Here is a 26,230-nt window from a genome sequence, read left to right as displayed (position 1 = left end):
TTTAGTCCTGTTCTGTCAGAGCCGCGACTTCCGTCGGGATAGATTGCGGATTAAGGATTTTTACCTGTTTATGTCGCCCCAGTTCGCCTTTTTCAATGATGACCTGGCTTTTGGCGACGCGAAACTGTTTTGCCAGATATTTGGTCAGATGCGCGTTCGCCTGGCCGTCAACCGGCGGGGCAGTGATGGCGACTTTTAACTCGTCGCCATGCAGTCCAACAATACCGTCACGGCTGGCTTTCGGCTGAATATACAGCCGTAAAACCAGCCCGTCAGCGCAGGTGCTTACGGCACTCATAGCGCCATCCACAGCCCCGGCAGCAGCATATCGCCCGTGGACTGCAGCAGTTCAGCGACCCCCATGTTGATCACATAGAGCAGCAGAACCAGGATCATCGGCGAAAAATCGATGCCGCCCATAGACGGAAGCAGGTTACGGATCGGGCGCAGCAGCGGCTCGGTCAGCTGAATCAAGGCGTACTCCACCGGGCTACGGCCCTGGCTCACCCAGCTCATGATCGCCATGACCAGCAGCACCCAGAAGATCAGCAGACCGATGGTTTTGATCAAAATCAGGACGGCGACAATCCAGATAATCGGCTGGAAGGTGAAGACCATAAACAGCACAATCGCTTTGATAACGCTCAGAATAAACGCCACCAGCAGAGACGAGCTGTCGATGGGCCCCATGGCCGGGATAATACGGCGCAGCGGTCCAACAACAGGCTGCGTGATTTTCACGACAAACTGCGAGAACGGATTGTAAAAATCACAGCGGGCCCACTGCATCCAGACGCGCAGCAAAAGCGCCATCGTGTACAGCTCAATGACCGTTGAGAGCAGGAAAGTCAACGTCTTCATGGCGTTCCTCAGGTTTCCTTATTATTTTGAGTAGTCGCGCGCACCGAAAATTGCCGTGCCGATGCGCACCATCGTGCTGCCTGCCGCAATGGCGGCTTCCATATCATCCGACATGCCCAGAGAAAGCGTGTCTACCGTGTTATAGCGCGCTTTAAGCGCCTCAAATGCTACAGCCATTTGCTGTGCCACGGCAAACTGCCTTTCATAACTTGACTCAGGCGCCGGGATTGCCATCAAACCACGCAGGCTTAAGCGCGGGAGTTCGGCCACCTCGGCTGCCAGCGCATCCAGCTCGCTCAGCGCAATACCGGACTTGCTGTTTTCATCGCTGATGTTGATTTGAATCAGCACGTTAAGCGCTGGCATCTCTGCCGGACGCTGGTCGTTCAGGCGTGTCGCAATGCGCAGACGGTCAACGGTATGGCACCAGTCGAAGTGCTCCGCCACCAGACGGCTTTTGTTTGACTGCAGTGGGCCGATAAAGTGCCACTGCAGATCCGTCTTCCCCTGTTCCTGGAAGTAGCGAATTTTATCCACGCCTTCCTGGACGTAGTTTTCACCAAACGCCCGCTGGCCTGCGTCAATGGCTTCTGCGATGGCGCTCGCAGGCTTGGTTTTGCTGACTGCAAGCAGCGTAATTTCTTCTGAAGCCCGGCCGCAACGCGTTGCGGCGGCTGAGATTTTGTCCCGGACCTGTGCCAGGTTATGCGCAATGTCGTTCATTTTCCGAGGAGTAGTCTATGGATGTGGAAGAAATTGTGGCCCTTAGTGTAAAGCATAACGTCTCCGATCTACACCTGTGCAGTGATTCGCCACCTCGCTGGCGCAGAACGGGCCGCCTTGAACCGGCACCGTTTCCCTCTCCGGACCTCGGGGCGTTGTTAAAAGCGTGGCTCAACGATGAGCAGCAGGGGATATGGTGGGCCAACGGCCAGGTGGATTTTGCCGCGACGGTGGCGGGAGGCCAGCGCCTGCGCGGCAGTGCCTTTAAGCAGATGCGCGGAGTCTCTGTAACGCTACGGCTGTTGCCGCGTACCTGTCCGCAGCTCGCTTCGCTGGGCGCGCCGAGGGTTATCCCGGAACTGTTAACCAATGCGTCCGGGTTGATTCTGGTGACGGGGGCGACCGGCAGCGGCAAATCCACGACGCTGGCGGCGATGGTCGATTTTCTCAACCACCATACTGACGGCCATATTCTCACGCTCGAAGATCCGGTGGAGTTTATCTATCAGAGCGAGCGTTGCCTGATCCAGCAGCGGGAGATCGGCCAGCACAGCCCGTCATTTGCCGATGCGCTGCGCAGTGCCTTACGCCAGGATCCGGACGTGATTTTGCTGGGAGAGCTGCGCGACAGCGAAACGATCCGCCTGGCGCTAACGGCAGCGGAGACCGGGCACCTGGTGCTGGCGACGCTGCATACGCGCGGGGCATCGCAGGCGATTGAGCGGCTGGTCGATACGTTCCCGGCGCAGGAGAAAGATCCGGTGCGTAACCAGCTGGCCGGCAGCCTGCGGGCGGTGCTGGCGCAGAAGCTGGTTCCTGACTTACAGGACGGGCGCGTCGCGCTGTATGAGCTGCTGGTGAATACCGCGGCGGCGGCGAATCTGATACGAGAAGGAAAAACGTGGCAGCTGCCCGGCATTATTCAAACCGGACAGCAGGCAGGCATGCAGAACTTTGACCAAAGCCTGGCAGAGAGACGGGCGCAGGGGCGGCTCTAGGCCCCTGTGCTTAAAAGCCCTGCTCGAAATAGCTTTCGAGGATGATGACGGCAGAAGCGGAGTCCACGCTGCCCTTACTGAGCGCCCGGAAGCCACCGTGCTCAAACAGGCCAGCACGCGCTTCGACGGTGCTGAGACGCTCGTCGTGCAGCTTCACGGAGACGCCAAAGCGGCCATGGATTTTATTGGCGAACTTACGCGCCCGGGCAGTCAGCGGCTGTTCGGTACCGTCCATGTTGAGCGGTAATCCGACAATCACGTCATCCGGCTGCCACTCTTTGAGCAGACGCTCAATGAGGTTCCAGTCCGGCGTACCGTCGTTGGCCTTCAGGGCGGTAAGCGGACGCGCGGTACCGGTGATGCGCTGCCCCACGGCGACGCCAATGCTTTTGGTGCCAAAATCGAAGGCCAGAAGCGTTCCGCTCATCAGGCGTGCCCCGCTACGCCAGGCATGGTCAGGATATCAATGCCAATCAACTTCGCCGCGTCGCGCCAGCGATCGGCAATCGGCGTTTTAAACAGGATATTCATGTCCGCAGGGGCGGTGAGCCAGGCGTTATCGAGGATCTCCTGCTCAAGCTGGCCTTTTTCCCACGACGAATAGCCCAGCGCCACCAGCACTTCAGAAGGCTGCTCTGCGGTGCCCAGCGTTTCGAGCACGTCACGCGAGGTGGTGATGACGGTGTTATCCGAAATGCGAATACTGGAAGAGAACACCGGCGGCGTATGCAGGATAAAGCCGCGATCTTCTGCAAGAGGTCCACCCAGCATCACGGGCTTATCAAGCCGGATCTCCGGCAGTCGCGCTTCAGCCGGGATTTTCAGCTTGTCCAGAATCCCTTCAACCTGAAGATTTTCCAGCGGTTTATTAATGATAATACCCATCGCACCGTCTTCATTGTATTCACAAATATAAACCACGGCGCGGCGAAAAATCGGGTCCTGGAGAGCAGGCATGGCAATAAGAAAGTGATGCTGTAAATTCATTGTCAGAGGTACTGTTTCCTGGTTTAAAAAGCGACAGCGACCAGTATGCGGAGAAACCCGGGCGCTGTCACTCATTGGTGGGTTATTTCTGCAGGCGTTTTTCGATGGCGTCCATCAGCATTCCGGTGATCGAGACCGGGAATTCCGCTTCAATTTCACGAATGCAGGTCGGGCTGGTGACGTTCACTTCGGTCAGACGATCGCCGATGATATCCAGGCCAACAAAGATCAGGCCTTTGGCTTTCAGCGTTGGGCCGACGCGGCGGGCAATTTCCCAGTCGCTTTCGGTCAACGGGCGCGGCTCACCGCGACCGCCGGCCGCCAGGTTACCACGGGTTTCGCCACCCTGCGGGATACGCGCCAGGCAGTAAGGGACCGGTTCGCCATCCACCACTAGCACGCGTTTGTCGCCGTCCTTGATCGCCGGAATATAGTTCTGTGCCATGCAGTAACGGGTGCCCAGTTCGGTCAGGGTTTCGGCAATCACGCCGATATTCGGGTCGCTTTCCTTCACGCGGAAAATCGACGCGCCGCCCATGCCGTCCAGCGGCTTCATGATGATGTCGCCGTGCTTCTGCCAGAATGCCTTCAACTGCGCTTTGCTGCGGGTCACCAGCGTTTCCGGCGTCAGGTCAGAGAACCAGGCGGTATAGAGCTTCTCGTTACAGTCGCGCAGGCTCTGCGGCTTGTTGACGATCAGCGTGCCTTTCTCTTCTGCACGTTCAAGGATATAGGTGCAGTAGATATACTCGGTGTCGAACGGCGGATCTTTACGCATCAGAATGACGTTGAGATCGGCCAGGGCAATGTCCTGCTCTGTACCGAATTCGTACCATTTGTCGTAGTTCTGCTCGACGTTAACGATGCGGGTGCGCGCGCGGGCTTCACCGTTGATCAGGTAAAGATCGTTCATCTCCATATAGTGGAGTTCATACCCGCGACGCTGCGCTTCCAGCAGCATGGCGAAGCTGGAATCTTTCTTGATGTTGATGTTTGCGATGGGGTCCATCACGATGCCGAGCTTGATCATCTTTCTCTCCAATAATGCGTCAACCCAGATCGCCAAACCGTACCTGTAGCGCGGTAATGGCCGTGAGTGCCGTTGTCTCAGTGCGCAGAACGCGAGGTCCCAACAGAATATCAGTAAACTGGTAACGTGCCGTCATCGCAATTTCGTCCGCCGACAGGCCGCCTTCAGGGCCAATCAGCAGGCGAACGCGCTCAACGGGCAGCGGCAGCGTATTGATGCTGGCGCTGGCGCGCGGATGAAGATTGAGCTTCAGCCCACTGTCCTCTTCTGCACACCACTCCTCCAGATCCATCGCCGGGCGGATCTCCGGAATACGGTTGCGGCCACTCTGTTCGCAAGCCGCGATGGCAATTTTCTGCCACTGCTGGATCTTTTTGTTCAGACGTTCCGCATCCAGTTTAACGCCACAGCGCTCAGAAAAAAGTGGCGTAATGAGGCTTACACCCAGTTCAATGGATTTCTGAATCGTGAACTCCATTTTCTCGCCGCGCGACATCACCTGGCCCAGATGGATATGCAGCGGTGATTCCCGGTCATCCACTTCACCGCGCAGGACGTTCACGTGTACGCTTTTTTTATCCGCCCGCGTGATTTCCGCGTCGAAAACCTGGTTAGAGCCGTCGAACAATTGTATTGCCTGGCCGGCGCCCATGCGCAGCACGCGGCCAACGTGGTTGGCGGCGTCATCAGACAGGGCGATTTCACGGCCTGCGGTAATCAGTTCAGGATGGTAAATGCGGGGAATGCGCATAGTCAGAAATTCCATGTGTCATGCGATATAAGCGAATTGCCGTAGTGTAGGTTAGCTCTTTTGCGCCTGGCAAGCCCGCTGGACGTAAGGGTTGTGATTCCCCTGGACTCTGGCGATACGCTCGTCGCGCTGGCATTCCCACTCCGTCACCGGGTATTGCTTGTCCCAGGCGTTGAACAACTGGGTCTGCTGGCGGGAGAGGTTGAGATCGTAACGGTCACGCATATAGAAATAGGTGCGGGCAATGCTGCCGCGCGCGCGGGCAGGGGGCTCGGCGACTTTCTCTTTAAAATCAATCTTCATACCGCACTGGCCGTACTGACCTTCGCCACCGTTCCACTGGCTGTACATGAAGTTGCCGCGATCGCCGTTCACTTCGCCCACCGCGGGCTGTAGGTTATGCATGTCGCTTTCCATCTGGCGGTAAACCGGATCTTTGGCGCAGTTTTTACGTCCACCATCCTGCCAGCACTGGCGCTGGTGGCCAAACTGCCATGCCGGAACGACATGTTCCCATTCAATACGGCTGGCGCGGTTTTCGTTTTTACGCACCTTGTAGCCGCAGGACTCAAGGTCAACGACCCCTTTTTTACCCTGCCAGTTAATTTTACAGCCGCAGTAGAAATCGCCCGGTACGTCAGCGTTGACCTTTACACCGGCCGCTTTGGCCTGAGAGAAACTGTTGATACCGTCGGCCAGGGCGTGGCCTGAGAGCGCCGTCGTCAGAAAGGCGACCGCGAGAGAAAAATTACGGGACATCTTACACTCCGTGTCAAAACGAGCCCGCAACGTAACGAATGTTGTTCCTGTATGCAATCAGTCAGATCAGGAAAGTTCCTGAACGTTCAGATAATTATTCCGCCACCAGCGGCTCGCCGCATTTCACGCAGCGGTAGGTTGCCTCGCCGCGCACCACGCGATTATGGCGGCGGACGGTAAGCTGATGTTGCTGACACTGGCAGCGGTAGGGGAAGGTATTGCGGCGCACCGATTCCAGCTCGAACTGATGGGTTCTGCGCGCCGGAACGCCGAGCACCGCTTCCATCATCCACTTCCACTCCTTGCCGTGGGGGGCGACGCGTCCGAAGTGTTTCCACACCAGCAGGTGCGCCAGCTCGTGCGGCACCACCTCATCAATAAACGCCTGCTGGTTTTCCATCATCAGAACCGGGTTCAGGCGGATCTCATAGGATTCCAGCCAGGCGGTACCGGCCGAGGTGCCACGCTGCTGGTAGACGAGTTTGGGTTCAGGGTAATTGCGACCAAGCTTCAGGTTCGCCTGGGCGAGTTTTTCCCGCAGGCTGCGCATAACGGCTTGCTGAATGGCGATGGGGAGACGGGGAGCTTTCATAGGGGCAGAGCATAAAGCGGGAAGCGGGGAGGCGCAAGAGGCGCCTCCCGCAAGAGGATCAGTCGTGAGCGCCGATTTCGCGCAGCGGGCGACCTTTCATCAGGTTACGTTCAATATGTTCCAGAGACACGTGTTTGGTTTCTGGAACCAGCCAGATGGTCAGCACAATAAAGAAGATGTTCAGACCGGCGTAGACCCAGAAGGTGTTGGCATTACCCAGAGTGTTGAGCATGGTCAGGAACGTTGCGCCGACGATCATGTTGGCAATCCAGTTCGTTGCGGTAGAGCAGGTGATACCAAAATCACGCCCCTTCAGCGGCTGGATCTCAGAGCACAGCACCCAGATCAGCGGACCGGCACTCATCGCAAACCCGACGATAAACATCAGCAGCATGCCTACCGCAAAGTACTGGGCGGTTGGGGAGTGAATGCCCACATGCATCATGGTACCGAGGACGCCCATACCGGCCGCCATCACCAGGAAGCCCAGCGTCAGGGTTGGCTTACGTCCCCAGCGGTCCACCAGACCGATGGCGATAAAGGTCGCCAGCACGTTGGTCAGACCCACGATGACGGTCCCCCACATCTGCTCGGTGGTGTTGGTATAACCCGCCAGCTCAAAGATTTTGGGCGCGTAGTACATGATGACGTTCATCCCGGTGAACTGCTGCATCACCTGGAGCAGCACGCCGAGGAACACCGCCCGGCGGAAGTTGCTGTTCTCTTTAAACAGCGCCCAGCCGGACTGTTTGACCTTCAGGCTTTCGCGGATCTCTTCCAGCTCGTTTTTCGCTTCCGCGCTGGTATCGCGCAGGCGCATCAGCACGCGTTCGGCATCGTGGAAGCGACGTTTTGCAGCAAACCAGCGCGGGCTGTCCGGCAGGAAGAAGACGCCAATCAGCAGCAGAACCGCAGGGATGATGATCACGCCGAGCATCCAGCGCCATGCGCCGCTGTAGCTAAACGCGGTATCGGAAAGGTATGCACCGAGAATACCGATGGTGATCATCAGCTGGTACATTGAAATCATACTGCCGCGGATTTTCTCCGGCGCGATTTCAGACAGGTAGAGCGGGGCGGTATAGGACGCCACGCCCACGGCCAGACCGAGCAGCACGCGGGAAACCAGCAGGACCTCAACGTTAGGCGCTGCGGCAGAGAAGAGTGAGCCGGCCACGAACAGGATCGCGCCAATCATCAGGCTCTTTTTACGTCCGAGTTTGAAGGAGAGCCAGCCGCTGCCGACGGCCCCAACGGCCGCACCGAACATCATGGAGCTGACCACCCATTCCTGGGTGTGAGCGCTAATCTGAAACTCGTCAGTGATGAAAGGTAATGCACCGGCAATCACGCCGATATCCAGGCCAAAAAGTAATCCTGCCAGGGCGGCGAGGAAACAGACGAAGAATGTCATCGCCTTGTTGGACGTACGCCCCTGTTTTTTATTGTCAGGCATTATGCCCTCCAGTTGGGTTATCAGTTTTATTGATGGTAAGGGTAGGTGAGCGACCCGTAAAAATATGTGAGATTAATCACATAGGTGTAATCGGTTACACTCGTGTGCAACCGTAAATAAAATTAAAGCTTTGAAAATATAGAGGTAAATGAAGTGAGGCGCATCGCGAAAGGAGATATTTCAGACTTAACTGAAAGGGAATGTAACAGCAGAAGAATGGCGATCATGCAAAGAGAATATTCTGAAAGCGGAGGGGTACCGGTGCGGTGTAATCGGTTCCAAAGGGTACACCTTTCAGCCGGGTGGCGGCTGCGCCTTACCCGGCCTACAAATGCCCAAAACTCGTAGGCCCGTGCAAGCGAAGCGCCGCCGGGCAAGGATGATCGCACAAATGCAAAAGGCCAGCCCGAGGGCTGGCCTTTTAAAAGCGATGTCAGTCGATTACTTCAGACCGGCAGCTTCACGCAGCAGGGCGGCTTTGTCGGTTTTTTCCCATGGGAAATGTTCACGACCAAAGTGACCGTATGCAGCGGTTTCTTTGTAGATTGGGTGCAGCAGATCCAGCATCTGAATCAGGCCGTATGGGCGCAGGTCGAAGAACTCGCGCACCAGCAGGGTCAGCTGTTCTGAAGGCACTTTCTCGGTACCAAAGGTTTCCACCATGATGGAGGTGGGTTCAGCCACGCCGATAGCGTAGGAAACCTGAATCTCACAGCGGTCAGCCAGGCCGGCAGCCACGATGTTTTTCGCCACATAACGTGCCGCGTACGCTGCAGAACGGTCCACTTTTGATGGATCTTTACCGGAGAAGGCACCGCCACCGTGACGCGCCATGCCGCCGTAGGTATCAACGATGATTTTACGACCGGTCAGGCCGCAGTCACCCATTGGGCCGCCGATAACAAAGCGTCCGGTCGGGTTGATGAAGAATTTGGTGGCGCTGCTCAGCCATTCGGTTGGCAGAACCGGCTTGATGATCTCTTCCATCACTGCTTCCTGCAGGGATTTCTGATCGATATCTTCGGCATGCTGGGTAGACAGAACCACCGCGTCAATACCGACAATTTTACCGTCGTCGTACTGGAAGGTGACCTGGCTCTTCGCATCCGGGCGCAGCCACGGCAGGGTGCCGTTTTTACGCACTTCAGCCTGACGCTGCACCAGACGGTGTGCGTAGGTGACCGGCGCTGGCATCAGCACGTCGGTTTCGTTGGTTGCATAGCCGAACATCAGGCCCTGGTCGCCCGCGCCCTGTTCCAGCGGATCGGCACGGTCAACGCCCTGGTTGATGTCTGGAGACTGTTTGCCAATTGCGCTCAGTACCGCGCAGGAGTTGGCATCAAAGCCCATATCAGAATGCACATAACCGATCTCACGCACCGTATTACGGGTGATCTCTTCGATATCAACCCATGCGCTGGTGGTGATCTCACCGCCAACCAGAACCATGCCGGTTTTGACATAGGTTTCACACGCGACGCGTGCTTTTGGATCCTGCGCGAGGATCGCATCCAGCACCGCATCGGAGATTTGGTCAGCAATTTTATCAGGATGTCCTTCTGATACGGACTCGGACGTAAACAGGTGTTTTGCCATGTTTTATTTCACCTAAGAGGAATTTGGTTAGCTCAAGCTGCTGTGTGGAATAGCCAAAGGAGATAATTCTACCAAGGCCTGCAGGTTTTTGACACTGGCAGTATGAGTGTTAATCAGTATAGATGGATTAACATCTGGATGGCTATTTTAGGTCACTTCTTCACCCGATTTCCAGTTTTTTTTGACTCATCTCTCACTCAGTTGAAATTGGTGCTGGCAAAAATTCCTGACGGTGCTGGCAACACGCGCATTTTTGTTTTGCTTTTTAGCCCCCTTCTCGGTATAAAACGCGGCGCGCGGCTCATATAAAATAAGCGCTCGATGAACTTCATCGTGTCGCCACTTCCAGCCGGGTAAAGCAGTGAACTTTTAGCTTTGGCTTGGGGTCCGTTTCAGCAGAGGCGGCCGTGGAGGTGATACGAGATAATGAACCATCGTTTTCCGCTAATTCAGCGCAGCCGTTCTGGCGCGCATTTGATTCCCGCAACCCGCATTTCTAGTCTGCAAACCTGCCGATGTTATACCCATCTCGGCGCTTCTCAGGATTCCAGGGCCGGTCACGCTTTGTGAAAACTGAACAAGGGCGCTCTTGTTAATACAAGAGTTTTCTCGTGGTTTCGCCGAACCTTGTCATACAGAGTTCGGATACGTGTTTTACAATGATATGAATAAGAAACCGGTCGCACGGTCTGGATTTCAGCATACTCTGCTGGGAAACGGAGCCGTTTATGGGTTGTTATCGCCGTATAACGCTGCGATAGTAGTCAACTGTTTTACACTTAATACAAAGAGTTGAGGTTCGCTATGTCTGACGACATGTCTTCTTTTTCGCCTTCGTCAGCGGGCGAACAGGGTGTACTACGTTCTATGCAGGAGGTTGCGATGAGCTCCGAGGAAGCCAGCAAGATGCTGCGCACTTACAATATTGCCTGGTGGGGCAATAACTACTACGACGTCAATGAACTGGGCCACATCAGCGTCTGCCCGGATCCGGACGTCCCTGAAGCGCGCGTGGATCTCGCCAAACTGGTGAAAGCCCGTGAGGCTCAGGGCCAGCGTTTGCCTGCACTGTTCTGCTTCCCGCAGATCCTGCAACATCGCCTGCGTTCGATTAACGCCGCGTTCAAACGCGCGCGTGAATCCTACGGCTATAAAGGCGACTACTTCCTGGTTTACCCGATCAAGGTAAACCAGCACCGCCGCGTGATTGAATCGCTGATCCACTCCGGCGAGCCGCTGGGGCTGGAGGCGGGTTCCAAAGCCGAACTGATGGCCGTGCTGGCGCATGCGGGGATGACCCGTTCAGTGATCGTCTGTAACGGCTATAAAGACCGTGAATACATTCGTCTGGCGCTGATTGGCGAGAAGATGGGCCACAAGGTCTATCTGGTTATCGAGAAGATGACTGAAATCGCCATCGTGCTGGAAGAAGCCGAGCGTCTGAACGTGGTGCCGCGCCTTGGCGTGCGTGCGCGTCTGGCGTCACAGGGTTCCGGAAAATGGCAGTCCTCCGGCGGTGAAAAATCCAAGTTCGGCCTGGCGGCCAACCAGGTGCTGCAGCTGGTAGAAATTCTGCGCGAGCGTGGTCGTCTGGACAGCATTCAGCTGCTGCACTTCCACCTCGGCTCGCAGATGGCCAACATTCGTGATATCGCCACCGGCGTGCGTGAATCGGCGCGTTTCTACGTTGAGCTGCACAAGCTTGGCGTGAATATTCAGTGCTTCGACGTGGGCGGCGGCCTGGGCGTGGACTATGAAGGGACCCGCTCACAATCTGATTGTTCCGTGAACTACGGCCTGAACGAATACGCGAACAACATCATCTGGGCGATCGGCGACGCCTGTGAAGAGAACGGCCTGCCGCACCCGACGGTGATTACCGAATCCGGTCGCGCGGTGACCGCGCACCATACGGTGCTGGTCTCTAACATTATCGGCGTTGAGCGCAGCGAAACCACCGAAGCGACGCCGCCGGCAGACGATGCCCCGCGTTCCCTGCAAAGCATGTGGGAAACCTGGCAGGAGATGCACGAGCCCGGCACGCGTCGTTCCCTGCGCGAATGGCTTCACGACAGCCAGATGGATCTGCACGATATTCACGTCGGCTACTCTTCAGGCACCTTCAGCCTGCAGGAGCGCGCGTGGGCAGAGCAGCTCTATTTGAATATGTGCCATGAAGTGCAGAAGCAGCTCGACCCGAGCAACCGCGCCCACCGTCCGATAATCGACGAGCTGCAGGAGCGTATGGCGGATAAGATTTACGTCAACTTCTCGCTGTTCCAGTCGATGCCGGATGCCTGGGGTATCGATCAGCTGTTCCCGGTTCTGCCGCTGGAAGGATTGAATCACGCCCCGGAACGTCGCGCGGTGCTGCTGGACATCACCTGCGACTCTGACGGCGCCATCGACCACTACGTGGACGGCGACGGTATCGCCACGACGATGCCAATGCCGGAATACGACCCGGAGAACCCGCCAATGCTGGGCTTCTTTATGGTCGGCGCGTATCAGGAGATCCTCGGCAACATGCACAACCTGTTCGGCGATACCGAGGCGGTTGACGTGTTTGTCTTCCCTGACGGCAGCGTGGAAGTTGAGCTGTCTGACGAAGGGGATACCGTGGCGGACATGCTGGAATACGTTCAGCTGGATCCGAAAACCCTGCTCACGCAGTTCCGCGACCAGGTGAAAAACACCGGGCTGGACGATGCGCTGCAGCAGCAGTTCCTGGAAGAGTTTGAAGCGGGTCTGTACGGATATACGTATCTGGAAGACGAATAACGTTCGAAAGGGGCGTTAAAAAAAGGGTCTGACGAAAGTCAGACCCTTTTGTTTTAGCTGTACTGCTCGTCGGTGAAGGTAATGGTTACCGGAGCATAGATATCAATCGGTCGATCGATTTGCAACGCCTTCCACTGCGGACGCGCGTTCATCGCACCTTTGCTCATGTCGCCATTCCACTTCTTGTGTTCCGGCGTTTTCGGCATGTCCATCCCGGTCTGACCGGTGGACGACCCCGGAGAAAGCTTAACGTCATTCCCTTTGGTGTTGCTGGATGGCGCAACGCCGTTGGTCATGTCGCCATTCCACTGCTTGTGTTCCGGCGTTTTCGGCATATCCATCCCGGTCTGACCGGTGGACGAACCCGGCGAGAGCTTGACGTCATCGCCTTTGGTGTTGCTGGATGGCGCAACGCCGTTGGTCATGTCGCCGTTCCACTTCCTGTGGTCCGGTGTTTTCGGCATGTCTTTACCGGTTTTACCCGTTGCAGAGCCCGGAGAGAGCACAGGATAGTTAGTTTCCGGTACGGCCCATTTCTTCACTGGCGTAACCGTTGTGGCTTCTGGTTTCGCTTTTGGTGTAACCGTTGCGGCCTCTGGTTTCGCTTTTGGCGTCAGCGGCTGGGACGTTGACGGCGCAACGTTTGGCACGGCTTCACTGCGTGCGGTTTCAGACGCGACGGCCTCCTTATGGACCACCGAAGAGGCGGACGTGGAGGTCGTTGTCGCCGTCGTTTTCTCAATCGTCATATGCTGAGAATCAGACGTTGTACGCGTCGTGGTTGTCGTCTGCTGCTGCGTTGAGCCTGGCTTAGTCGGCGTACACTTCTGAGGGCAGCCGCCATCGTCCGTATGGCCGTCATCCGGCTTCGCTGGAGTATCGCTGTCTGCGTCAGCGCCGCTTTTCTTCTTCTTACGAATCCCCGGATCGGCAAGCGTGTAGGAAATGTTATTTCCTGCTTCTTTCTCATCACGCGTGACAACCGACATTTCATCTTTATTGGTATTGAGATCGCCATTCACTGCCGCACTGGTGGTGTCACCCACGGCGATAGTGGATTTCTGCGTTTCGTTGTAGTGAATTTCATCCACGGTGTCGACGTAGATGTTACCGGAAGGCACTACGCCATTGCTCAGGCCAATGCCGCCACCGCCGTACAGACCATCCTGCTCAACGTGGTCTTCCAGCGTTTTCGCATTGATATCACCCGCAACGTTCACCGATCCGGTGCCATCCTGAGATACCAGATTAGCCCCGGTCATATTCAGGTCACCTCCGGTTTTCACATTCAGCTCGCCGCTGGTATTGATACCGGATTGCTTCGCTGTTTTAGACGAATCGTAACTTTCAGAGCCGCCGCCCCCGTTGACGGACGCGTTCGGGATGATGCCCGCTGCCGAGACGGAGATGCCCACAGAAGCGCCCCAGTTACCGCGGCTGCTTTCGGTGTGCTCGGTATTCTGCACGGAGGTGATATTCATATCGCCTGCAACGTTAACATCCGCTTTTTCTGCATCGATGTTAGCGCCCTTCATGTTCATATCACCGCCAGCGTTCACTGTCACCGTGTTGCCGTTGATAGTACTGTTCTTATACGACGTAGAGTTACCCGAGCCGTGTTCCGTACTGCCGTTGTAATCGACTGAAATACCGCCGCTTGCGCCAGTTATATCCACTCCCACGCCTGCGGTAAGACCGCCTTTGTGTTTTTCGGTTTCATTGGTGTAAGAGGTTGTTGATTTCGCTGCGTTAATGTCCACATTACCACCCGCATTGATCTCCGTATTCTGCGAGTTCACGTTCACGCCGTTGAGCGTGGTATCGTTGGTCGAATTAATGCTGACGTTTTTAGCATTAATATTGGTGGTATTCTCCGCCGTTGCGGTGCGCGTTTCTTTCGTTTTTGTCGTGTTCCCGCCGAAAGTGACGGAGCCGCCAGCAAGATCGTTTAGCATGATGTTGGACACATCGCCCAGCACTTCCGCCGTCGTGGTTCCGCTGTTAATCGACTGGCCTTGCTGCGATTTATCAATGAGATTCCCGGTTTTGTCGATCGCATCAACTACCGCACTGTGGGCCTCACCTGAAACACCGACAAAGCGGTCTTTATGTGTGACGGTGGTTTTGGTTTCATCCTCGTATTTGGTGCTTGCGACATCCTTCGCGTTAATGCTGAGCTTATCTCCGGCGGAGAGGTCAGCGCCGCCAATATCCGCCGTTTTTCCTGCATTTACGGAACCGGAATCGGTAAAATTAATGGACGCGTTGGTGTTCTGCTTGCTCTGGGTCGACACGGTATCGGTTGTGTCTTCCATACCCACCTTGAAACCGGCAGTATCGGTGATCGGTGCGCGGCCCGGTTTGGCACCAATCGCGGAGGTTTCAGAATTACCGCCTGCGCTGGTGTAGTCGCCAGAGGTGGTATTTTTTGTGGTGCCGTCGTTTTTGCCGTAGGAAGCCGAGGCGGATTTACCGGCGCCGCTGATGCCGGCCTCAGCAACAAACTGGCGAGACTGTGTGGTGTGTTCCTCAGCGGACACGTTTTCAGACGTCTTTATCTCAACGTTTTCTGCCGCGTTGATGGAGCCGCTTTTCGCGTCAATGCTGCCGCCTTCGATGACCACATTCTTGCTGGCATCAATCTGCACATTGCCGCCAGCCTTGACGGTTGCGCCGATAGCTTCGCCGGTCACCGTTTTGGTGTCGGTGGTGGTATAGCTGGACAGACCGTTGATCTCGGTATTGATGGTACGGTTAGAATCAATCTGATGCAGGTCGTTGAAGGTGACGTCACCTTCGCTCGCCTTCATATTCACGTCCTGGCCTGCCGTAATATCAGCCGCGTTGGAAGTGATGGTTTTCGCCTGCATGTTGATACTGCCGCCTGCGGTGACGCCATCATCGTGCGCATGAATCTTCTGCTTGCCGTCTTCGCCGTGTCCGACAGATGCGGTCAGGGTGATGTCGCCCTTTTCAGCCTTCATGTCAATGTCGCCACCGGCGTTCACTGCCGCGCCGTTTGAGGCAATGCTGCCATTTTCCGACGTCATTGAGACGTTACCGCCCGCCGAGATGCCAGCATCTGTCGCATTGCTGATGTTGTTAATATCCCCTTTGGATTTCAGCGTGACGTCACCCTTAGAGGAGAGGGTACCGTTCACGTTGTTAATGGCGGTGGCATCAACTGAAAGGCTATTTCCGGCTGCAATGGACGCTGTGCCTTTACTGATATCACCGTTAGCCAGCTGGCTAAGGGTTTCAGGGCAAAGGTAGACCACCGGCACCAGCACTTCCGTCCCTTTGATGTTCTGGCTCACGAACCAGACGATATCCTGGGTCAGCCCATTGCGCTGCTCTTCGCTCAGAGGCTGCCCCACCACCAGATTTAGATCGCTGTTTTTCGCCGCAATACCGGCGTTATCCATCAGGTTTTGTACCAGCGCATCGCCTTCAAGACCGTCTCGTATCGCAAACATGCTGCCTACAGAGCGGCTGATCTCTCGACGAATCAGTTCGGAGATAAAGTAGTTATCGCCAATGACGTTAACGGTTTCGGTGGTAGTGTAATCCACCTTGTCGAAATAGTAGTCAGAGCCGCTGTACTTGCTCTGATCGATCATTTCCGGGCGCGTTTCGAAAATCGGAATGATGTGGTTGGCCGGGCCGCTGTATTCGGTACCGTTTTTCGCCGCCTCAGAGGCTTTTTTGAATTCGTCAGTGACTTCAAACATGCCCGGCAGAGAGACCAAATCCTTGATGGTCGGCAGTGGGCTGATCCCCATGGCCAGTTCATTCAGCTTTTTGGTATTGATGGCAACATCATAGCCCGCGACGGCGGTGTCGATGGTGTAGTCACCCACGTCGATATTCTCAATTTTGGCGTTTTCTTTGATTGTGCCAGCGTTAGCCAGGCCGTTATCCAGCGTGCCGCCATTGTGCGTAAAGTTACGACCCGCCGTGATTTCACCTTTTTCTGAAGGCACGAAGTAGATCATATTCGTCTTCAGAGGGGTAATGCTGGTGTCATTGCTTACCAGGTTATGCCATGCCGTGTTCAGGGTCGCGTAATCTTGCGAATTCCACGTTTCACCAAACACTTTGCTCATGACGTAGTTGAGCTGGGTTGAGTCATTCGCGGCGTCGAGAAGCGATTTATAGCTACGCTCTCTGTTTGGATCCTGGGTACCGCTTTTGGTTGCAGGTGCGCCGTCACCAAAGATGAAATCAAGGTATTGATAGAGCGAGTTGAAGGTCAGCGTCGTGTAGTGCTCTGCTGCCACCTTCCAGTAGTCGGTCAGTACTATCGGTTGCTCAAGGATGAGATTCAGATAGTCATACATGGATTCGGAGGTATAGGTTGGCGAGTTCAGCAGATTACCCGTGATGGTGATATCACGTCCCGCCTGGATCAGGCCGCCGTTATTTTTAACCTCTTTTTCGTCGAAAATGCCGCGCTGGTTAATATTAATATCTTTCCCAGCGCTGATTTCGCCGAGCTTACTCATAGCGATATCTGACGCCAGAACCGGGATGTGCAGAACCGTGGTAATCCTGACCTGCGTCATCACATTATCAATACCGGCCCATTGACCCACGGCATCCTGCGTTTGGGTTTGCGAAATGGTGCCACCCGTATAGGTGCTCTGGTTTTCCAGAGAGGCCGCATCAATATTGATGTTCTGTTCGGAGCGAATGATCCCGGCGGAGTTGATAATCGTTTTCGCGATGAGCGACATGTCACCCATGCTCAGCACGTTACCGTTATAGTCATTAACAAAGGCACCGTCGTGGGCATTAATATCCATCTTCCCTAACGACCAGAGCAGGCTGTTGCTGTTGTTCATTACCTCATTAGCGTTGATGTGTAAATCACCCCCCGTGACCACAGACTTGCTGTTGATCACCTTACCGTCTGCCTGGAGCGTCAGGTTGCCGATGGCTTCCATCATGGTGTTGTTGTACAGCGTACCTTCCGTGCTGAGCGTCATATCATGACCTGCACGAATACTGCGGTTATTGTCATTCAGCGCGATGGAGTCTTTTACCTTGAGCAATAAATCATGACCCGCTTCGAGGATGCCATTGATGTTATTGAATGAACCGGTATGGATGTTGAGGTCGTTTCTGGCAGAGGTCGTGCCGGAATCATGATTATTCAGCTGCGAGGCATTAATCGTGATGTTATTCCCGGCGATCAGGGCATTTTTTTCGTTGCTAATCGTCCCGCCCGCTACGTTGAGGTTCGTATTGTTGGCACCCGATAGTACCGCTGCATTGGCGTTGATCAGATTATTAGCGACATTAACTGACAGATCGCTCTGCGTCGACACAATCACCGCCTGTTCGGTGTTAAGCATGTTTTGCGCATTGATCGTAATGTCGCCGCCCGCCACGAGAGTGGACACCGACTGCTGCCCGTCCTCTGCGGTGAGGCTGCCAATGTTGCTCAACGTGTTGGCGACAATCTCCAGCGGGCCGTTTACAGCCTGAATGACACCGGCCGTGCGGTTGGTCAGAACGCCGATGGCGTTCAGCACCGTCTGCATATTGGCGGAGATGACCGCGCCGTCGCTGTTGATGAGCGACTCAACGTCTTCAATCGTCAGGTTACGCAGTGCAGCTAAAACATGCCCTTCACCTGTGTTGGCCAGGTTTTTGACGTTGCGAATAATCAGATCCAGACCTGCCTGAACCACACCGTCGTTTTTCAGCTCCTCAACGGCATCGATCGCGATATTGCCATTGCCGATGATCACCGAGCGGTTGTTTAACGTCTTCACGCCGCTGATATTCAGATTGCCCTCAGAGGCAATCACTGCATCGCTGCTGTTATTAAGCGTCGTGGTCGTCGCGATCGAGAGCGCATTATCCGATTTAATCATCGATGCGCCGCTGTTATTAAGGGTACCTACGTTTCTCAGCGTGGTATTTCCAGCACCGAATAGCGTTGCACCTTCAGTGTTATTGAGGGTGTTCACATCGGACAGTGACAGCGTGCCGTCAGAAATCACAAAACTGCCGGTGTTATTCAGCGTGTTGAGATGGGTAAGTTGCAGCGTCTTGCTGGCATACAGCGTGGCGGCGTTAAGGTTATCGACGGTGCTGACGCGATCGAGCGTCAGGCTACCGGCCTGAATGGTTGAGGCGTCGTTAAGCAACGATGTCGCTGTAACGGAGAGGTTTTCTCTTGCCGCGATCAGCGCGTCATGGGTGTTAGAGAGGCTGGAAATTCCGCTGGCATTGATATTATCGCCCTGGATCAGCCCATCGTCATTGTGTACTGCCAGCGCGCCGTCACCCTTTATGGTGAGGTTCTTCCCGGCAATAATGCTGCCTTTTTGACTATTCTGTAGCTCTTTTTTGACATCAAGCTGCATGTCAGTGGTCGCACTCAGCGTGCCGGCCTGGTTTTTCAGATTCGCGGTTGCGATGGCCAGTTTCTCGCTGGCACTGATGGTGCCGCTGTTACTGACGGTTGCACTGGCTTTACGGGTCTGGGTGGAGACATTACGTCCTGCAATACGTCCGGTATTGCTGAGCGTGTCGCCGCCGGATGCCAGCGTCACGTCATGCTTGTTGCTGGCAATGGTGCCGTCGTTGACGATGTTGCCGTCGGCATCAATGAAGATCAGCGCATCGTTACCGCTCAGGGTGCCGCTGTTTGAAACCTCACCGTTGACCTTAATGCGCATCTCCCCGCTATTAGCGCCAATATGACCACTGTTGTTCAGGGCGCTGGCGGTCATAACCAGGTTTTTATCCGCGTAGAGGCGGCCTGCGTTGTCGAGATGGCCGACAGACAGCGTCTGGGCGTTGCTGGCATACAGGATGCCATTGTTCTTCATTGAACCTGATGCAATCCAGATATCCCCTGTGGCGCTGACGGAACCTTTGTTTTCAAACGCACCGGTCAGGTTGAACTGCAGCGTCCCTTTCTTCGCGAGAATAACGCCTTCATTGTTAGTCATGCTGCCCGCGGTGATGTTGACATTACCACTGTTGCTGACGATCTCCGCATCGGAGACGAGGGTGCTGAAGGGCACCTGCTGGCCATTCTGGATGACGACAAAATCGCCATTTTTTAACGTCACGACGCCACCGGAAATGACAGCGCCGTTAGCATCCAGCGCTTTTAGTTTTCCGGAAAGGGTGTACTGCCCGGCAACATTAATCTGAATGGCGGGTACCGCTGTTGTGGCACTGTTTTGCGCAATGATAGCAGCCGTATTTTGCAGCAGGGTTGAGGCATCAATTCGGATTGTGCCGTTACGGGAGATAACGTCGTTATTCACCGTCATGCCAGAGAGCGCATGCAGGATAATATTATTTTGCGCTTCTGTACTTCCGGTGCCGCTGCTGTTTTTGTTCAGGGCAATATTGTTGCCGCTGACAGTGACATTTTTATCGCTGCGTAAACCTGTCAGCGTCACGTCGCCGTTCGCACTGATCTCAATGTCACTCGTGGCAATAATACTGCCCTCATGACGGACGCCTGCGCCGGATTCGGTGCTGATAAGCTGAATTTTACCACCGTACATTGACCCCATCGCCCGACCGTCAATCGCGACATCCGGCGTATGGCCGTCACCCGTGGCGCGAGTCGTGTGCTGGCGGCTGGAGAGATCGTAATCGTTCTGCCCGGCAACTACCTTAACGTCCGCCTGGCCGGCAATTTCACCTTCCAGTTTTGCACTTCGGCTGACAATGTCGAAGTAGCTTAGCCCTTCGGTAGAAATGCCTTGCCCTGTGAGAGACACGGTGCCTTTTTCAACAGCTAGTTTATAGTTGCCGTCCTCTTTCATCTGCACCTTACCGGTACTCAGCGTCAGGCTGTTGGCATTAATGGTGGTGGCGCCGTTAACGCTAATACCGTTTTGGTTAGCAACGATCACGTCCGCTTTTCTGCCGAAGACTTCCATCGTCCCGTTAATATAGGACGCCTGGGCTCCCGTCACTTCACTGATAATTGCTTTTGCTTCATGCTCAAGCTGGGCGTTTTTAACCGTGTAACCCCCGATCTTAGACACACCATCCTGCATGCTGTTGTTAAAAATAAGGCCATTTTTATCAACGTTAAACTGGTCGAATTTATTATGCGAGACGCCTTTCGCATTCGGATCGGTGATATTCACGACTGGCGTGCCGTTAGCTGCCTGACCCATTGTTGGCCCTTTACTCTGGCTGGCATCCGGCACCGTTGCGGCTTCGGCATTAGCTGCGAGAATACCCGCTATTGAAATAAAAAGTGGGCAAAGGTGTTTATGCAAATTCCCTGCGGTTAGCTTCGTTTTTGAGGTTTTATTATTGCTCATAAAAATTCCTTAAATTAGAACGTTACTTCCATCTTGTAATAAACGACCGTGTTATCGACGGTATTCTCTTCCAGTGAATCTGGTTTTTTTATAGGCCAGCCCGCGAGGACATACGTTGAAAAATGGCTACCGGTAGCTTTAATCCCGACAGAGCCACCCATCATGAATTGGCTATCACATACGTTGACGCCTTTAGGGCAATTATCTTTGGCAAAGCCCAGGTCATAACCTACATAGGGAATAAGCTGATAGATACCGCCGACGCCAACATCGAATGGAAACTGCAGGGTATTGGCGATCCAGCCGCCGCTATCAACCAGTAGGCTATCGTCCTTGAAGCCGCGTACGGTGAATTCATCGCCCAGCGTTAATTTTGCATCGCTAACCAGTACGTTCGGGGTGTACTGGAATCCTGCGTTGAGTTCATACACGCCACCGAAACGGCCAGACTGAAAAAGCGGACGCGTCCAGCTGGCAATGCCGTTGTACTTGACGTAATCAAGGTCAAACCCTTTAAGGTCGGCATCGTTTTTCCAGGCGGAACCAAACCAGGGAACCGCTGCCGTCACGCCCACATCGCCATAGAACCAGCCGTTCATCAGAGCGCCGACCCAGGTAGCGCCCGACGAAATCGAGGTATAGGTTTTAGAGCTGACGTCTATACGCTGGTTTTCAATGCTGTTGTTGCTATTACGTCTTTCAACTTTTGCCCACCAGCTGGTTTTACCCGTGGCGTTACGGCCGAGCATGCGGCTGACACGCAGAGAAGCACGGTCAGAATCTCCGTCAGAAGCGTAGCTGGCGTTATTGCCGGCAAGCGTTTTGTCGTAGCTGGATTTGTAATAAAGCGCGTCAAACGACCAATAACCCAGTGGGATGCTGTAACTCGTTGACCACGAATCCTGATTATCCTGGTTATTCTTCAGGTTATTCCATGAATAATAAACGTTGAAAATATCATTGATGCCGGCAATGTTTTTAGCGGTTACGCTGCCATAATACTGCTGCCAGCCGTCAGCCTTAAAGCCAGAGTTGTTAAGACCCGCGGTGACCGAAAGAGGGAATGCAGGCACGTGCAGCAGATTAAGATCGGAATAGCTGTTTATAACAGACGGTTGAATTTCAATATTGTCGTTAGGGTAAACGCGCAGCAGGTTTTCGACCATTTGATCGACATCCTGCATGTTCAGAATCTTGTCTTTCGCAAAAGGATAGGCAGTGAACATGCGCGTGCGTTCACGGAAGGACGGCGCTTGCCCGTTAACCTTAAGATCGTGTATTTTTCCCCACATCACCCGCAGAGAGAGTGTGCCCGTTTTGATATTACCGGGCTCAACACCAATCAGCGTCGTGGCATAACCACGAGAAATATAAAAATCGGTCAGTTCTTTGGCCAGTTCAAATATTTCTGTTCGACCGAGCATTTTGCCCTCATAGCGATCGATAATCGCCTGACGCTGCGGTGAGTTGTCAAACTGCGTATCATCAAGGATGACAATATGATTGACCTGAAATTTCCAGTTCGAGTCGCTGCTGGCCAGGGTTTCATCTCCGGCTTCGCGCATTTTTTTTTGTTGCTGGATTAACTGCTCGGTCCGCTTGGCTTCTTCTATTAATGCCTGGCTGGTTTGTCTTTCGAGACGATCCAGTTCCTGTTTATTTTGCTGACCAGGGAGTGCCGCCGTAGCATGAGCCACAGGAATGAACGGCACTAATAAAAGTGCATATTTTGAAAAACGCTGAAGCACGAATCTCTCCTTGATAATTATCTTAAAGCCATGGTGTATTGAATTGCGCCGACCACCCTGCCAGCACTTAATGAGTTTTCGCGATTAACCTCGGCAGGAACGAATATCTGGGCCTGATAGTTTTTAGTTAAGCGGGATGAAACCTGGAAAGGGTATTCTTTTCCAAGAACAAGGGCCGATGAGACATACGGGCTGGATTTTTCGTAAACCATAATCGCGAAATTTTTCGCGTAGCCTTCGCCGGTCTCGACGCCCAAAAGACCGTTCATTGATGCGAATTTGGTATTGATCAGGGAAGAGAAAGTTAAGCCAACTTGTGCCTGTTCCGGGCATGTGATGGTAATAGAAAAGTCCTTTTTATCACCTTGATAATTTAGCGTATTCTGGAATGAAGCAATACTGTAGGTTCCCAAATCGACGTTGGTCGACGAGGGATAAATGGAACATGAACGCGTATTTACTTTAATTGGCGCTGAGAAATTGATAGTAAGAATACGAAGCGCATCCTCTGGCGTGAGCAAAGGTTTGACTTTTACGTTAACCATTTCGCCGGCAGGGATCTCGGATTCTCCCTGATTAATATTACCTGTCTGCACGAATTCTACCAATACGGTGCTGTTGTCGATAGAACAGCTCGGGCTGCAGGTCACCGGAGAGCCGGAGTTACCCGGCACCCAGGTGTTTCCTGCGTTGGCTGGCCATTTCATCCGAATACCGATACCCGGAATTTCGGTTGTATAGACTTTATCTACCGAGGAAGAGAGATAATTTCGGCTGTAAGCGGTGTGCCACTGCGTTTGCGTTGATTCATCACAGATATATTTGATGTTAGGTGCAGTATACGTTTTCGACCATAAGACCGTTCCAGTGGAGCCTTTATCCGCAGGGTTTAACGTAATGTCGTCTGTAATATTTAAAACCTTTTCCACGCCTTCGAGTCTGCACGCTGAGGCTTTTGCTTCAAGGGTAAACATCCATAAAACGGATAATAAAACGAGATAAAGCAGAGTAGTAATGTATTTATTCATTTTCTGTTAAAGGCCTTTGCAGAGAATATCTATTGCATTAAAGGAGGCGGCTTTATTCATGTTGCGGGTTTTTCTGTTATCAGAAAGGTGATTGACTTCTGCTGAGCACGCGTTCATCACCTTATTACTATTCCATTTAATAACGATCGGCTTGCCAGGTTCAGGTAAGGTCAGCATTGCCAGGCCACCCTGTCCGACCATACCGAGCGTGGTATTGCTACCATCGGTAATGGATGCGCCGAAGGGGATCTTTTTCCCGGAGGCATGTGTGAAGCGCACAAAGGTCTGTTGCTTCTGCTGTGTTTCCATTTTGATATGCACGGCGGCACCGGCGGTTGGCACAATGCTCTTACGCGTATCCTCTACATCGACACTCATTGATGTACCTTTTGGATCAATGAAGACATCGTTGTATCTGTAAGGCGTCAGATAGCCGACAATCCCGTAGCCGTTATCTTTAATGACCGCATTTGAATCAGGGTAAACTCTTGCCCCTTCAGCGCCTTTGGCCTCTATCACGCCAATGGTGTCGCCTAACGTTGGGGTCAAATTGATACCGCCACGGTGCACAACCACGCCACCGTTCATGTTCAAACCGCCCATGAAGCTATGGAGGGACTGGCTGAACGCGACGCCGCCGGAAGCGCTATCGCCCACATAAGACAGGTTGGTACCGAAGTTGGTTTCCGGCCTGCTGGACTCGCTGAAATAGCCGCTAAAGCCATACTGCGATCGCTCGCCGGCCGAGCCGCTGAGCGAGGTGCGGATGGTGGCCTCATCACTGTTGTAGCTAAAGTTTGCTCCCAGGCGAGCCTGTTTTTCATAACGATGGCCGAGCGGCATAGATACGCTCAGGTAGATCGTATCGTCGTGACCACCGTCTTCATTGTTGGTTCGGCCAAGCGAAATGCCCCAGGTCGACGAGCCAAACCGGTTGTTGTATCCCAGCGCGTAGTTGGATTTTTCCGTGCGGCCCAGTTCATCGTTCCAGATGTTGCCGATGAAACCACTGACGTAGAAACTTCCCCAACCCGCAGGCAGCATCTGGTTGATGTTTGCTTCCAGGCGTTCACGATAGCGTTCGGGTAAATATCGGTCGTTACCATGCTCCAGCGCCTGCTTCACGCTGACGGCATCCGACAGCGAGTAGTAATTTTTACTGGAGTAGCGGTAACCCACCAGGCTGAAATTTGTCCCGGTTTCGGAAAGATTTTTAGCAAGGCTGATACGCAGGGACATGTCACACAGTGAGCCGCAGTCATCGCTCCCGGTGCTGGAGTTAAAGTTCGTATAAGAGCGGGTAACGTCCAGGCCTAATGCCCCCAGCGGGGTATTGATAGCCACACCACCCAGCAGGGCGTTGTAATCGCCATCAAACGCGGTTTGAGCGCCTACGTAACCGGTCAGATTATTAAGCAAACCGTACTGAAGCGTGCCTTCCGTCATCCACGGATCATCGGCAAGAAATGTGTTGCGGATTTCACCCGAGGAGACCGAATAGCGAAAATAGCCTTCGCGCAGCAGCTGCGGAACGCTGGAGTAGGGGACGGTAAAGGTATTGATGGTGCCATCGGTCTCTTTGACGGTGACTTCCAGATCGCCGTTGTAGCCCGTTGCATAGAGATCGCTGATGGCAAACTCGCCTGGGGGAACCACTTTTTCATAGAGGGTACTGCCGGACTGCTTGATGGTGACCGTCGCGTTGCTGTTGGCAAAACCACGAACGACAGGCGCATAGCTGCGCACGGAATCCGGCAGCATGCGATCGTCGGTGGCGAGTCTGACGCCGCGAATAGCCGTTGTATCAAACATCTCCCCGCTGGTGTTGAGATCGCCCAGCACCACTTCAGATTGCCAGGCCGCAATTCCCCGGCTGGCAAATGCCTGCAGATGATCGACCCCTTCATCCTCAATATCATTGCCGAGGTTCAGGGTGTCATAGGTTACAAAACGCCACGCACCGAGCGTCATAGCGGTTTGCAGGTTACCAAAGAGATAGTTGCTGGTTTCACCTAACTCACGGTTGCGCGTGCTTGAACCACTCAGCGCGTAGGAGGCCATGAGGGTAGGTTCACCGTCATCCCATAGTTCAGGGCTGATATAACCCTCTGGTGTATTGAGCAGCATCGCCTGCGGAACGGTGACATCCAGGCGCTCATCATCCTGGTTGTAGGTGACGGTCGCGCCGGGGATAAGCGTTTCGAGGATCAGGCAGCGGCCCGTCTTCCAGTTTTCCGGCAGTTTGCTGGTATCGACATCAAAGCGGATAATCATTTCCGGCGTCATGCAGGCATTTACGCCCTGCGTATTGTTTGCCGGAATAAATGAAATGGGCCAGGTTCCTAATTTCCGCAAGTTGCTAAATACTTCCAGTTTGTAATCACCTGGCTGGATTTTATCTACCCCGTCGAACTGGCTAAGGTCTAATCCACTGTCATAGAAATTCATAAAGCCGCGAGAAAAGTTTACCGCTTTTTTTTCTGTTTCTGCGTTAACCTGGCCTGAAATGCACAATGCCAGAATCATTATCTGGCCAAGGGTACTTTTCGCTTTTTTGAGAAGCCTGTATTTATTATGGCGTGCGGACATTTGACCTTCCGAAAGGTAG

General features: G+C 53.9%; 20 protein-coding genes. 5 read left to right on the top strand and 15 right to left on the bottom strand.

Annotation, left to right across the window (positions count from 1 at the left end):
* Window position 1: 1 nt before the first annotated feature.
* From yggU to BFV67_RS18260, 3 genes are read right to left on the bottom strand one after another with little or no spacing between them, the layout of a single operon-like run.
* Complete coding sequence (gene yggU, locus BFV67_RS18270; protein ID WP_008499758.1) at window positions 2-298, bottom strand: DUF167 family protein YggU; 297 nt, start codon at window positions 296-298, stop codon at window positions 2-4.
* Complete coding sequence (locus BFV67_RS18265; RefSeq protein ID WP_008499757.1) at window positions 295-861, bottom strand: YggT family protein; 567 nt, start codon at window positions 859-861, stop codon at window positions 295-297. The genes yggU and BFV67_RS18265 overlap by 4 nt, the downstream gene beginning before the upstream one ends.
* A 21-nt stretch (window positions 862-882) precedes the next feature.
* Window positions 883-1,584, bottom strand: a complete 702-nt coding sequence (locus tag BFV67_RS18260) for a YggS family pyridoxal phosphate-dependent enzyme (protein WP_008499756.1) — start codon at window positions 1,582-1,584, stop codon at window positions 883-885.
* 17 nt (window positions 1,585-1,601) lie between these two features.
* On the opposite strand from BFV67_RS18260, the gene BFV67_RS18255 reads away from it, so the two are divergent.
* A complete protein-coding gene (locus BFV67_RS18255; protein WP_044597666.1) occupies window positions 1,602-2,582 on the top strand; it encodes a type IV pilus twitching motility protein PilT in 981 nt (326 codons plus the stop codon).
* Window positions 2,583-2,592: 10 nt separating this feature from the next.
* On the opposite strand, the gene ruvX is transcribed toward BFV67_RS18255, so the two are convergent.
* The 8 genes from ruvX to metK form a co-directional block, all read right to left on the bottom strand.
* Window positions 2,593-3,009 carry a Holliday junction resolvase RuvX gene (gene ruvX / locus BFV67_RS18250; RefSeq protein WP_023326041.1) on the bottom strand — a complete coding sequence of 139 codons (417 nt, stop codon included), beginning with the start codon at window positions 3,007-3,009 and terminating at the stop codon, window positions 2,593-2,595.
* A complete protein-coding gene (locus BFV67_RS18245; RefSeq protein ID WP_008499752.1) occupies window positions 3,009-3,569 on the bottom strand; it encodes a YqgE/AlgH family protein in 561 nt (186 codons plus the stop codon). The genes ruvX and BFV67_RS18245 overlap by 1 nt, the downstream gene beginning before the upstream one ends.
* An 82-nt stretch (window positions 3,570-3,651) precedes the next feature.
* On the bottom strand, window positions 3,652-4,599 hold the full coding sequence (gshB, locus tag BFV67_RS18240; RefSeq protein ID WP_023326040.1) for a glutathione synthase: 948 nt from the start codon (window positions 4,597-4,599) through the stop codon (window positions 3,652-3,654).
* 19 nt (window positions 4,600-4,618) lie between these two features.
* Complete coding sequence (gene rsmE / locus BFV67_RS18235; protein ID WP_021242075.1) at window positions 4,619-5,350, bottom strand: 16S rRNA (uracil(1498)-N(3))-methyltransferase; 732 nt, start codon at window positions 5,348-5,350, stop codon at window positions 4,619-4,621.
* A 51-nt stretch (window positions 5,351-5,401) separates the two neighbouring features.
* Entirely contained in the window at window positions 5,402-6,109 is a 708-nt protein-coding gene (gene endA / locus BFV67_RS18230; RefSeq protein ID WP_021242074.1) for a deoxyribonuclease I, read from the bottom strand.
* Window positions 6,110-6,203: 94 nt separating this feature from the next.
* Window positions 6,204-6,701, bottom strand: a complete 498-nt coding sequence (locus BFV67_RS18225) for a SprT family zinc-dependent metalloprotease (RefSeq protein ID WP_021242073.1) — start codon at window positions 6,699-6,701, stop codon at window positions 6,204-6,206.
* A 58-nt stretch (window positions 6,702-6,759) separates the two neighbouring features.
* Entirely contained in the window at window positions 6,760-8,157 is a 1,398-nt protein-coding gene (gene galP / locus BFV67_RS18220) for a galactose/proton symporter (RefSeq protein ID WP_008499747.1), read from the bottom strand.
* Window positions 8,158-8,598: 441 nt separating this feature from the next.
* The gene (gene metK / locus BFV67_RS18215; protein WP_008499745.1) at window positions 8,599-9,753 is read right to left on the bottom strand and encodes a methionine adenosyltransferase; all 1,155 of its coding nucleotides are present in this window, start codon (window positions 9,751-9,753) and stop codon (window positions 8,599-8,601) included.
* A 138-nt stretch (window positions 9,754-9,891) separates the two neighbouring features.
* Between metK and BFV67_RS18210 the strand changes: the two genes are divergently transcribed.
* The 4 genes from BFV67_RS18210 to speA all read left to right on the top strand — a co-directional run bounded on the left by BFV67_RS18210 (window position 9,892) and on the right by speA (window position 12,534).
* Entirely contained in the window at window positions 9,892-10,062 is a 171-nt protein-coding gene (locus BFV67_RS18210) for a hypothetical protein (RefSeq protein ID WP_044597671.1), read from the top strand.
* 117 nt (window positions 10,063-10,179) lie between these two features.
* Window positions 10,180-10,323 (top strand): hypothetical protein, encoded by a 144-nt coding sequence (locus BFV67_RS24920; protein WP_418250466.1) that lies wholly within the window; start codon window positions 10,180-10,182, stop codon window positions 10,321-10,323.
* 94 nt (window positions 10,324-10,417) lie between these two features.
* Window positions 10,418-10,549 (top strand): acid stress response protein YqgB, encoded by a 132-nt coding sequence (gene yqgB, locus BFV67_RS23540; protein ID WP_127312443.1) that lies wholly within the window; start codon window positions 10,418-10,420, stop codon window positions 10,547-10,549.
* An 8-nt stretch (window positions 10,550-10,557) separates the two neighbouring features.
* On the top strand, window positions 10,558-12,534 hold the full coding sequence (gene speA, locus BFV67_RS18205; RefSeq protein ID WP_008499744.1) for a biosynthetic arginine decarboxylase: 1,977 nt from the start codon (window positions 10,558-10,560) through the stop codon (window positions 12,532-12,534).
* 53 nt (window positions 12,535-12,587) lie between these two features.
* On the opposite strand, the gene BFV67_RS18200 is transcribed toward speA, so the two are convergent.
* Genes BFV67_RS18200 through BFV67_RS18185 form a run of 4 tightly spaced genes read right to left on the bottom strand, consistent with a single transcriptional unit; the run spans window position 12,588 to window position 26,211 of the window.
* Window positions 12,588-20,846, bottom strand: a complete 8,259-nt coding sequence (locus BFV67_RS18200) for a two-partner secretion domain-containing protein (protein WP_069598766.1) — start codon at window positions 20,844-20,846, stop codon at window positions 12,588-12,590.
* A gap of 14 nt (window positions 20,847-20,860) precedes the next feature.
* Window positions 20,861-22,594, bottom strand: coding sequence for a ShlB/FhaC/HecB family hemolysin secretion/activation protein (locus BFV67_RS18195; RefSeq protein ID WP_069598765.1), 1,734 nt, complete (start codon window positions 22,592-22,594; stop codon window positions 20,861-20,863).
* A 17-nt stretch (window positions 22,595-22,611) separates the two neighbouring features.
* Window positions 22,612-23,622 (bottom strand): fimbrial protein, encoded by a 1,011-nt coding sequence (locus BFV67_RS18190; protein WP_023294518.1) that lies wholly within the window; start codon window positions 23,620-23,622, stop codon window positions 22,612-22,614.
* Between the two features lie 6 nt (window positions 23,623-23,628).
* Window positions 23,629-26,211: a fimbria/pilus outer membrane usher protein gene (locus BFV67_RS18185; RefSeq protein ID WP_069598764.1), complete on the bottom strand. Its 2,583-nt coding sequence runs from the start codon at window positions 26,209-26,211 to the stop codon at window positions 23,629-23,631.
* Between the last annotated feature and the right edge of the window lie 19 nt (window positions 26,212-26,230).

It is taken from the genome of Enterobacter roggenkampii (assembly GCF_001729805.1).
Lineage (GTDB): Bacteria > Pseudomonadota > Gammaproteobacteria > Enterobacterales > Enterobacteriaceae > Enterobacter > Enterobacter roggenkampii.
The sequence above is the reverse complement of the archived record's forward strand: the minus strand, read 5'-3'. Positions and strand labels throughout refer to the sequence as shown.